Origin of the sequence: Laedolimicola sp., assembly GCF_051972735.1 — a bacterium.
Lineage (GTDB): Bacteria > Bacillota > Clostridia > Lachnospirales > Lachnospiraceae > Laedolimicola > Laedolimicola intestinihominis.
Genome location: NZ_JBOKYU010000062.1, coordinates 1 through 9,451 on the forward strand (window position 1 = coordinate 1; position 9,451 = coordinate 9,451).

9 protein-coding genes and 1 pseudogene are annotated in these 9,451 nt (G+C 54.5%); all 10 read left to right on the forward strand.

Going from position 1 to position 9,451, the window contains the following annotated elements:
- Positions 1-393, forward strand: a pseudogene (locus ACTRC3_RS10865) (beta-ketoacyl-[acyl-carrier-protein] synthase II); the annotation flags it as partial.
- A 13-nt stretch (positions 394-406) separates the two neighbouring features.
- Positions 407-910, forward strand: coding sequence for an acetyl-CoA carboxylase biotin carboxyl carrier protein (gene accB, locus ACTRC3_RS10870; protein WP_349165417.1), 504 nt, complete (start codon positions 407-409; stop codon positions 908-910).
- Position 911: 1 nt separating this feature from the next.
- Positions 912-1,340, forward strand: coding sequence for a 3-hydroxyacyl-ACP dehydratase FabZ (fabZ, locus tag ACTRC3_RS10875; RefSeq protein ID WP_349165418.1), 429 nt, complete (start codon positions 912-914; stop codon positions 1,338-1,340).
- A gap of 13 nt (positions 1,341-1,353) precedes the next feature.
- Positions 1,354-2,700: an acetyl-CoA carboxylase biotin carboxylase subunit gene (locus ACTRC3_RS10880; RefSeq protein WP_178039210.1), complete on the forward strand. Its 1,347-nt coding sequence runs from the start codon at positions 1,354-1,356 to the stop codon at positions 2,698-2,700.
- Between the two features lie 61 nt (positions 2,701-2,761).
- Positions 2,762-4,459, forward strand: a complete 1,698-nt coding sequence (accD, locus tag ACTRC3_RS10885; RefSeq protein ID WP_440323077.1) for an acetyl-CoA carboxylase, carboxyltransferase subunit beta — start codon at positions 2,762-2,764, stop codon at positions 4,457-4,459.
- 31 nt (positions 4,460-4,490) lie between these two features.
- Complete coding sequence (locus ACTRC3_RS10890; protein WP_440323078.1) at positions 4,491-5,546, forward strand: NAD(P)H-dependent flavin oxidoreductase; 1,056 nt, start codon at positions 4,491-4,493, stop codon at positions 5,544-5,546.
- Between the two features lie 114 nt (positions 5,547-5,660).
- Positions 5,661-6,200 carry a TetR/AcrR family transcriptional regulator gene (locus tag ACTRC3_RS10895; RefSeq protein ID WP_440323079.1) on the forward strand — a complete coding sequence of 180 codons (540 nt, stop codon included), beginning with the start codon at positions 5,661-5,663 and terminating at the stop codon, positions 6,198-6,200.
- Positions 6,201-6,231: 31 nt separating this feature from the next.
- A complete protein-coding gene (locus tag ACTRC3_RS10900) occupies positions 6,232-7,590 on the forward strand; it encodes a Wadjet anti-phage system protein JetA family protein (RefSeq protein ID WP_440323080.1) in 1,359 nt (452 codons plus the stop codon).
- A 9-nt stretch (positions 7,591-7,599) separates the two neighbouring features.
- Positions 7,600-8,229 carry a DUF4194 domain-containing protein gene (locus ACTRC3_RS10905; RefSeq protein ID WP_440323081.1) on the forward strand — a complete coding sequence of 210 codons (630 nt, stop codon included), beginning with the start codon at positions 7,600-7,602 and terminating at the stop codon, positions 8,227-8,229.
- Positions 8,204-9,451: ATP-binding protein (locus tag ACTRC3_RS10910; protein WP_440323082.1), on the forward strand; the 1,248-nt coding region annotated here is incomplete at its 3' end. The genes ACTRC3_RS10905 and ACTRC3_RS10910, both read left to right, overlap by 26 nt.

The following is a 9,451-nucleotide window of genomic DNA, read 5'->3' on the forward strand; positions in this document are numbered from 1 at the left end:
GAGCTGGCCATAAAAGAGGGCGGCGTCCGGCCGTCAGAGGTGGATTATATCAACGCCCACGGAACGGCTACTCATCACAATGACCTTTACGAGACCCGGGCCATCAAGGCAGCCTTCGGTGAAGCGGCAAAGGACGTGGTTATCAATTCCACCAAGTCCATGATTGGCCACCTGTTGGGCGCGGCAGGCGGCGTGGAGTTTGTAGTCTGCGCGAAAGCGGTGGAGGAAAATTATATTCACCAGACGGTGGGAACCCGGGAAACGGATGAGGAGTGCGACCTGAATTACGCCATCGGCGCGCCGGTGGAAAAAGAGGTACGCTATGCGCTTACCAATTCCCTGGGCTTTGGCGGACACAACGCCAGCCTGCTTCTGAAGAAGTATGAAGCGTAGGAGGATATGGAATATGGAATTTGAAAATATCTTAAAGCTAATTGACAGTGTTTCCGCCTCCAGTCTGGACAGCTTTGTCTACGAGCAGAACGGGACGAAGATAAAGCTGGAAAAGAAGAAGCAGAAGATCCGGGTCAACGGGTCCTCAGCCTTAAGCGCAGAGCAGCTTTTAACAGGCGCAAAGGTGGGTCTGACAACGGAAGGTTCAGCTGTCCGCGCAGCAGGAACAGCGGCAGAGCTAGATACCGTGAGCCAGGTACCCGACACACAGAAGCCCGGCAAAACGATTACCTCCCCTCTGGTGGGTGTATTCTATACCGCCCCGTCCGAGGACGCGGATCCCTTCGTAAAGGCGGGCGATTCGGTAAAAAAGGGTCAGGTTGTGGGCATCGTGGAAGCCATGAAGCTGATGAACGAGATTACCAGCGACTGTGACGGTGTCGTCCGGGAGGTCTGCGCAGAAAACGCAGAGGCCGTGGAGTACGGCCAGCCGTTGTTTGTGATTGAGGAGGCGTAGTATGAAGCATCTGGATATCAATCAGATAAAAGAAATCATTCCCCACCGCCACCCATTTCTGCTGGTGGATTACATCGAGGATTACGAGCCCGGAGAGTTTGCCGTTGGTTATAAATGCGTCAGCTACCGGGAGGATTTCTTTGCAGGACATTTCCCCCAGGAGCCGGTGATGCCGGGCGTGCTGACCGTGGAGGCCCTGGCCCAGGTGGGTGCGGTGGCGATTTTGTCCCTGCCGGAAAACCGGGGAAAGACCGCGTACTTTGGAGCCATTGATAAATGCAAATTCAAAGGGAAGGTAGTGCCCGGCGACAAGCTGCGGCTGGAGACAAGAATTATCAAACGGAAAGGGCCGGTGGGCGTGGGCGAGGCCATTGCCAGTGTGGACGGAAGGGTAGTCGTGCGCGCGGAGCTGACCTTTATGATTGGGTAAATAGGAGTTTTTTATGATTAGAAAAGTTCTGGTAGCCAACCGCGGCGAAATCGCGGTGCGCATCATCCGGGCCTGCAGGGAAATGGGAATCGAGACGGTGGCGGTCTATTCCGAGGCCGACCGGGAAGCCCTGCACGCCAAGCTGGCGGACGAGGCAGTCTGCATCGGTCCGGCGGCCTTAGGCGACAGCTATCTCTCCATGGAGAAAATAATCAGCGCCACGATTATTTCCGGCGCAGACGCCATTCATCCGGGCTTCGGGCTGCTGTCGGAGAACAGTAAGTTCGCGGAGCTTTGCGAGAAATGCGGCATCATTTTTATCGGTCCCGGTTCAGACGTCATTGCGAAGCTGGGCAATAAGCAGGAGGCCCGCAATACCATGGTGGCTGCAGGCGTGCCGGTAATTCCCGGTACCAAGGAGGCCGTTTACGATCCGAAAAAGGGCGCGGAGGAAGCGGGACGCATCGGTTATCCGGTCATGATCAAGGCGGCTCTGGGAGGCGGCGGAAAGGGTATGCGCGTGGCGGAGAACGCCGATGAATTTGAGCAGAATTTCCGCCTGGCGCAGGCTGAGGCAAAGCAGGCCTTCGGCGACGATTCCATGTACATTGAGCATTTTATCACCCATCCGAGACACATCGAATTTCAGATTCTGGCCGACAGCTTCGGCAATGTGATTCACCTGGGAGAACGGGACTGCTCCATCCAGCGAAACCACCAGAAGATGATTGAGGAAGCGCCAAGCCCGGCTCTTTCAGAGGAACAACGCCGGGAAATGGGTGAGACGGCAGTGCGCGCGGCAAAGGCGGCAGGCTATGTGAACGCCGGAACCATTGAATTTCTGCTGGAAAAGAATGGAAACTACTATTTCATGGAAATGAATACCAGAATTCAGGTGGAGCATCCGGTAACGGAATGGATTACGGGCATTGACCTGATCAAGGAGCAGATCCGCATTGCATCCGGAAAGAAGCTTGGGATCACCCAGGAACAGGTTCAGATCCGTGGCCACGCCATCGAGGTCCGCATCAACGCGGAGAAGCCGGAGGAGAATTTCCGGCCCTGTCCGGGTACGGTGACAGGACTTCATCTGCCGGGCGGCAAGGGCATCCGTATTGACTCCGCTATTTACAGCGGGTATACGATACCGCCTTACTACGATTCCATGATTGCGAAAATCAGTGTCTGGGCCAGAACCAGAAGCGAAGCTATCCGGAAGATGGAGAGCGCTCTGGGCGAGGTGATTATCGAGGGCGTAGACACGAATGTGAACTACCAGTATGGAATTCTGGAGGATGAAGATTTTCGGAAGGGTAATGTGGATATTGAGTTTATCAATGACAGACAGCAGGTAATCTGAAATTGTCGGACCGGATATCAAATATTGCAGCCGGAATTGGATGAAGATAGAGGATAGACATATGAATCTGGATCATGTATTTAAGAAAACGAATAAAAGAATCCTCGGCGGCAGCACCCGCCGTCCCGAGGTCCCCGAAGGACTTCTGTCCAAATGTAATATGTGCGGCGGCGCTATCGTGACCGAGGATGTGAAGAAAAATTATTATATATGTCCCAGATGTAAGGGATATTTCCGCGTCCATGCCCGGGAGCGCGTCCGCCGGGTGGCCGACGAGGGAAGCTTTGAGGAGTGGGATCAGGATTTGACAGGCGGAAATCCGCTGGATTACCCGGGTTACGAGGAAAAACTGGCAGCCACCCGTCTGAAGACAGGTCTTCGGGAGGCTGTTGTCACCGGGAAATGCCGCGTCGGCGGACAGGAGACGGTGCTTGGCGTCATGGACGGACGCTTCCTTATGGCCAGCATGGGCGAGGCTGTGGGAGAGAAAATCACCCGGGCAGCGGAACGGGCCACAAGGGAACGCCTGCCGCTGATTCTCTTTACCTGTTCCGGCGGGGCCAGAATGCAGGAGGGCATCTTTTCCCTGATGCAGATGGCCAAGACCAGCGCAGCGCTCAAACGCCATTCCGACGCAGGCTTACTCTATATCACGGTGCTGACTGATCCGACCACCGGCGGCGTCACTGCCAGCTTCGCCATGGAGGGCGATATTATTCTGGCAGAGCCGGGCGCGCTGATCGGATTCGCAGGACCCAGGGTTATCGAGCAGACCACCGGGCAGAAGCTGCCGAAGGGCTTTCAACGGGCAGAGTTTCTGCTGGAGCATGGCTTTATCGATCGGATCGTAGAACGGGGCGAGCTGAAACAGACCCTGAGCGATATTCTGCGGGTGCATCGGGCGCCGGGTAAGGGCAGGGCGATAGCAGAAGCGCAGCAGCCACAGAAAGCAGTTGGCAGACAGCTGCAAAGGACCGGTTCAGATAAAACAGCCTGGGAGCGCGTCCAGCTCTCCCGCGATAAAAAGCGGCCCCGCGGTCACGCCTATATCGCAGCCCTGTTTGAGGATTTCTATGAGCTTCACGGCGACCGCCTTTTTGCGGACGACCGCGCGGTCCTTGGCGGTATCGCCACCTTCCTGGGCCGCCCGGTTACAGTCATTTCCCAGGAAAAGGCTCAGAACTTCGGCATGTGTTCCCCGGACGGCTACCGCAAGGCTCTGCGGCTGATGCGTCAGGCGGAGAAATTCGGACGTCCCGTGATCTGCTTCGTGGACACCCCGGGCGCGGCCTGCGGTGTGGAGGCGGAGGAACGTGGCCAGGGAGAGGCCATCGCCCGCAATATCTACGAAATGTCCGCTCTGAAGGTGCCGGTTCTTAGCGTCATCATCGGAGAGGGCGGCAGCGGCGGCGCGCTGGCCCTGGCAGTGGGAAATGAAGTGTGGATGCTGGAAAATTCTGTATATTCCATACTTTCGCCGGAGGGCTTTGCCAGCATTCTCTGGAAGGACAGCAAGAGGGCAAAGCACGCGGCAGAATGTATGCGCCTCACGGCGGCGGAGCTAAAGGCTTCAGGCATGGTGGAGCGTGTATTTCCGGAGCCGGAGCATTTTACAGAGGAAAATCTGTACCAGGTGACTGCGTCTCTTGAGAGAGCAGTCGAAGAGTTCCTGAATAAATATGGAGAAATGAGTGGCCGGGAGCTGGCAGAACAGCGCTATCACCGATTCCGTCAGATAGGAACCACTGAGAAAGAGTAAAAACGTGGATGAAACGTTGCAGAGAGAGGATATGAAGCAGAAAGAATTAAAAATCGGAGATTTGACGCTTCGAAGACCCATTTTTCAGGGCGGCATGGGCGTCGGGGTGAGTCTCGGCGGCCTGGCGGGCGCAGTGGCGGCGGCAGGCGGCGCGGGAGCCATCTCGGCAGCCCAGATCGGTTTTCGGGAACCGGATTTTGACACCCGCACGTTGGAAGCCAATCTGCGGGCCATGGATAAGGAATTGAATAAAGCCCGGAGAATTGCAAAGGGTGGCGTGGTAGGCTTTAATATTATGGTGGCCATGCAGCACTACGCAGATTATGTAAGGCAGGCTGTGAAGGGAGGAGCGGATTTTATCGTATCCGGCGCGGGGCTTCCCGTGGATTTACCCGGCTATGCAGCCGGAAGCGATGTGAAGCTGGCGCCTATTGTCTCCACGGAGAAGTCTGCTGCCGTGATTCTGAAGTACTGGGCAAAAAAATGGAACCGGGTGCCGGATTTTCTGGTCATCGAGGGGCCAAAGGCCGGAGGACACCTGGGTTTTACCGGGGAGCAGCTTTCTTTCTTTGACGCAGTGACTTACCGGGAAGAAGTGAAAAGAATCATCGCGAAGGTACAGGAATACGAGGAAAAATTTTCCAGAAAAATTCCGGTGGTGCTGGGCGGCGGCATCAGCAGTCGGGAGAAAGCGGACGAGGCGTTTGCTCTGGGCGTGGACGCTATTCAGGTGGCAAGCCGTTTTGTGACCACGGAGGAATGTGACGCGGATGAGCGTTATAAGCAGGCTTATATCAAAGCACGGAAAGAGGATGTGATGCTCGTAAAAAGTCCGGTAGGCATGCCGGGCCGGGCCATCCGCAATTCCCTTGCCGAGCGTGTTATGGGCGGGGAAAAATTTCCGCCAAAGCGCTGCCGTGGCTGCATCAAAGGCTGTAAGCCGGCGGAAATTCCCTACTGTATTACCGAAGCGCTGATTCAGGCCGTGAAGGGCGATGCAGAGAACGGGCTTTTGTTCTGCGGGGCAGACGCCTGGAAGGCAGAACGAATGGAGACGGTGCAGGAGGTCATAGACGACCTGGTGTAACTGATGGCTTTTCGAACAGTGAAAACTGTGCTATAATAACATCTGTATGTGCAGAAATACTCTGCCCGTACAGGTGTTATTTTTGTTATGAAATATCCGTAAGGAGAACTTATTTTGAATTTATTTTCCCAAAATCACAATAAAAGAACCCGTTTCACCCGTATGTGCATCGGCGAGGCGGTTTTCGCCCTGATGGACAAGAAGGAATATGAGAAAATCAAGGTGTCGGACATCGTAAAGCGGGCTGGCGTGTCCCGGGTGACCTTTTATCATTATTATGAGACGAAGGAGGACGCGCTGACGGATTTCTTTCACGAGATCGTGGCGGGCTATATCCGCGAATGCAGGGAGGAGCAGGTGGGACGCTTCCATGACCGTAGCAGCATTATCCACGCACTCAAATATTTCGACCGGTACTCGGTATTCATCCTGAAGCTGGTGGACGTGAAGCTTCTCTACATCATCCAGGACGCCATGAACGATTACATGATGAAGCGCATCATGCCCCATTATAAAATCCCGGTCTACGAACTCTATTTCTATGGCGGGGCATTGCTGAATGTGTTTATTCAGTGGGAGAAAAACGGAAAGCGGGAGCCTGCGGAAATGATCGCGGATCAGATTACGAGTTATTGTTCACTGCGTTCACAATAACAATTAAAACCGACCATAAAAGGAGAACGAAGTGCAGTTTTTATATGAGATACCGGCAGAATTCTGGAGTCTGTTCCGCTCGGGTAACCGGGACGTGTACATCGAGGCCCTGCTGGCCATCAATGACGAATATCAGTATAACAATTATTTCCTGAGCAGGGAGGCCTGTGTGCAGATTCTGACGGACATGTGCCGGGAATCCGCCTGGAGCTTTGAGCGGGAGGAGGACGAGACCGACGAGGAGGAGCACAGCGCCCTTCCGGGTCGTATCCTTGGCTGGCTCCTGCGCCACAAATGGCTGCGCCGGGTGGAGGATTACGCCGCGATGACGGTCAATATCGTAATCCCCGATTACGCGGCGATTATGATCGACTCCTTCGACCGTCTGGTCAATGAGCAGATGGAGGAGACGCAGGTTTACATCCAGAACGTGTACGCCACGCTCTTTTCCTTTAAAAATGACCGGCGTAAAAATCTGTCCATGCTGAAAACGGCCCTGGTCAACACGAAGAAGCTGAACAAGGCCCTGCAGGATATGCTGCACAACATGGACAAGTTTTTCGAGCGTCTGCTGGAGCAGAAGAATTATAAAAATCTGTTGAAGGAGCATCTGGATGGTTTCGTGGAGACCGCTGTCCAGCAGAAATACCACATCCTGAAGACCAGCGACAATTTCTATATTTACAAGATGGATATCAAGCGATGCCTGCGAAGTATGCGGGAGGAACCGGAGATCGCCCCGGAGCAGGAGACGGAAATGCTGGATTTGGTGGATCAGATCGAGCGCGGCTTTGACGACATCGAGCATCGCATCGCCAATATGGATCGGGAGCACAGCAAATACATCCGAGCCACAGTCAGCCGTCTGAATTATCTCTTAAGCGATGAGACTGAGCGTCACGGCCTGCTGGTGCAGCTTCTGAACCATCTGGGTGCCGACCGGGAGCCAGAGGAGCAGGCGGAGAAGCTGGCGCGGGTGGCAGAGCGTATGCAGCTCACCGGATTCTCCGTGCTGAACGAGCAGCCCCTGTACCGGCAGCGGCGGCGCAGACGCTTTGAGGATGAACTGACCGGGGAGGAGAAGCCAAAGGAAATGTCCCGGGAGGATATTCTGCGGATGAATCAGATTCGCCATCGCTTTACGAGGAAGGAGATCGAGGATTTCATCGGCTCCCATATGGAGGATGGCGTACTGGAGACCGACCGGATTACGCTTCAGAACGACGAAGATTTCGAGAAGCTGATTCTGGCCTACGACCTTTCTGTGCGGCGCAGCAGCCCTTATCGGGTAGTCGTGCAGGAGGAACAGCTGGAAAACGGCGAGTACCGGTACCCCAGGATGGCTTTTTTCCCGAGACAGGAAAAAACCGATATAGAAAAAGAGGATTAGGAAAACCATATGTTAGAACAATACCAGGAATGGAACACTATAGAACAGGAAACCATGCAGGCAGTGATTCGGAAGCTCTTATCCCAGACCTTCCTGCTGGAACGGAAATATGAAAAAAAAAGCGGCCGGATGGCCTCGGACCGGGAATATGAATTCTGCGCCGACCATCTGGAATTTCTGACAGAATACTTTGCCGTGGCCGGTATTACCATCCGACAGAATTACGAGCTGGGCATCATTTATATCCGGGGCGCGGAGGGCGCGGGCGAGCGTCTGACGAAGCTGACGACCCTGTATCTTTTGCTTCTGAAGCTGATTTACGATGAAAAGATGGCGGCGGTATCCAGCAGCACCCAGGCCTTCACGACCGTGGGCGAGCTGAACGGAAAGCTCGGCGAATTCCGTCTGGTGCGGGGTCTGCCTTCGATTACCGAGCAGAAGCGGGCCTTTGCGGCACTGAAAAAATACCAGATGGTGGAATTGCTGGACGGCCTGGAGGAGATGGGCGAGGCCTGCAGAATCCTGATTTACCCAAGCGTCAATCTGGCGCTTCTTCGGGAGGACGCGGGCGAGCTGGTAAAGACATTTGAGGAAACGGAAGAGGAGTCGGAAGATGGAGCAGCAGACACAGGCTTATAAAATATTTACCAAGATAGGGCTCAATAACTGGCATTATATTGACCGGAAGGTCTTAAGCCTCAACGAGAGCATCAACTTTTTCACCGGTCATTCCGGCAGCGGCAAGTCCACGGTGATTGACGCCATGCAGATCGTTCTGTATGCCAACACTGATGGCCGCGGCTTCTTCAACAAGGCGGCGGCGGACGATTCCGATCGAAGCCTGATCGAGTACCTTCGGGGTATGATCAACATCGGGGAGAATAACCAGATTTCCTATCGGAGAAATAAGAACTTTTCATCCACCATCGTACTGGAAATGGAGCAGAGCGCCACAAAGGAGAAGGAGTGTATCGGCGTGGTATTCGACGTGGACACTTCTACAAACGAAATCGGTCGTCTGTTTTTCTGGCATAAGGGCGGCATGATTTCGGGAGACTACAGGACCCGGGAGCGGACCATGACCACCGGTGAGGTGCGGGAATATCTGCAAAAGCATTTCACCCGAGAGGAATATTTTTACACCTCCAACAACGAGCGTTTCCGCCGGAATCTCTACGACGTCTATCTGGGCGGCCTGGATATGGAGAAATTTCCGCGGCTGTTCAAGCGGGCCATTCCCTTCCGTATGAACATAAGGCTGGAAGATTTTGTAAAAGAATATATCTGCATGGAGCAGGACATCCACATTGAAGATATGCAGGAGAGCGTGCAGCTCTATGGCCGCATGTGCCGGAAAATCGAGGCTGCCATGCGGGAGATTGAGGAGCTGAACCGGATCGGGGAGCAGTATCAGGCCTTTTCCGGCGCTCAGGAGGAGCTGGCAGGGCTTCATTACCGGCAGGAGAAGCTTAAGGTGCTGCAGCTTCGGGAAGAAATTCGCAAAACCCAGGAGCAGCTGGGACTCTGGCAGTCAGATCTGGCGCTTCTGAAGGAAAAAGAACAGGAAAATGAGGCGCTGGCAGCCGATCTGGAGCAGCAGTACCACGAGATCAACATACAGCTGACCGATACAGGCTACGCGCTGCTGGAAGAGAAGCTGCGCAATCTGGAGGAAGCCTATGCACGTCTGGGCCGCAGCGAGGAGAAATGGACGGCTCTGGCCGTGAAGCTGGAGGCCTGGGAGGATGTGGAAAGCGTCTCCAATCAGGCCCTGAACGACATTGAGAAGTTCCGGACCGGCAGAATTACGGCGGAGGAGATCACGCGGCTGAAAAAATCCCTGGCCGAGGTACATGAGGAG

Excerpts from the sequence above, each read along its gene's own strand:
- accB (WP_349165417.1), top strand. The coding sequence starts at position 407 with ATGGAATTTGAAAATATCTTAAAGCTAATTGACAGTGTTTCCGCCTCC.
- fabZ (WP_349165418.1), top strand. The coding sequence starts at position 912 with ATGAAGCATCTGGATATCAATCAGATAAAAGAAATCATTCCCCACCGC.
- ACTRC3_RS10880 (WP_178039210.1), top strand. The coding sequence starts at position 1,354 with ATGATTAGAAAAGTTCTGGTAGCCAACCGCGGCGAAATCGCGGTGCGC.
- accD (WP_440323077.1), top strand. The coding sequence starts at position 2,762 with ATGAATCTGGATCATGTATTTAAGAAAACGAATAAAAGAATCCTCGGC.
- ACTRC3_RS10890 (WP_440323078.1), top strand. The coding sequence starts at position 4,491 with ATGAAGCAGAAAGAATTAAAAATCGGAGATTTGACGCTTCGAAGACCC.
- ACTRC3_RS10905 (WP_440323081.1), top strand. The coding sequence starts at position 7,600 with ATGTTAGAACAATACCAGGAATGGAACACTATAGAACAGGAAACCATG.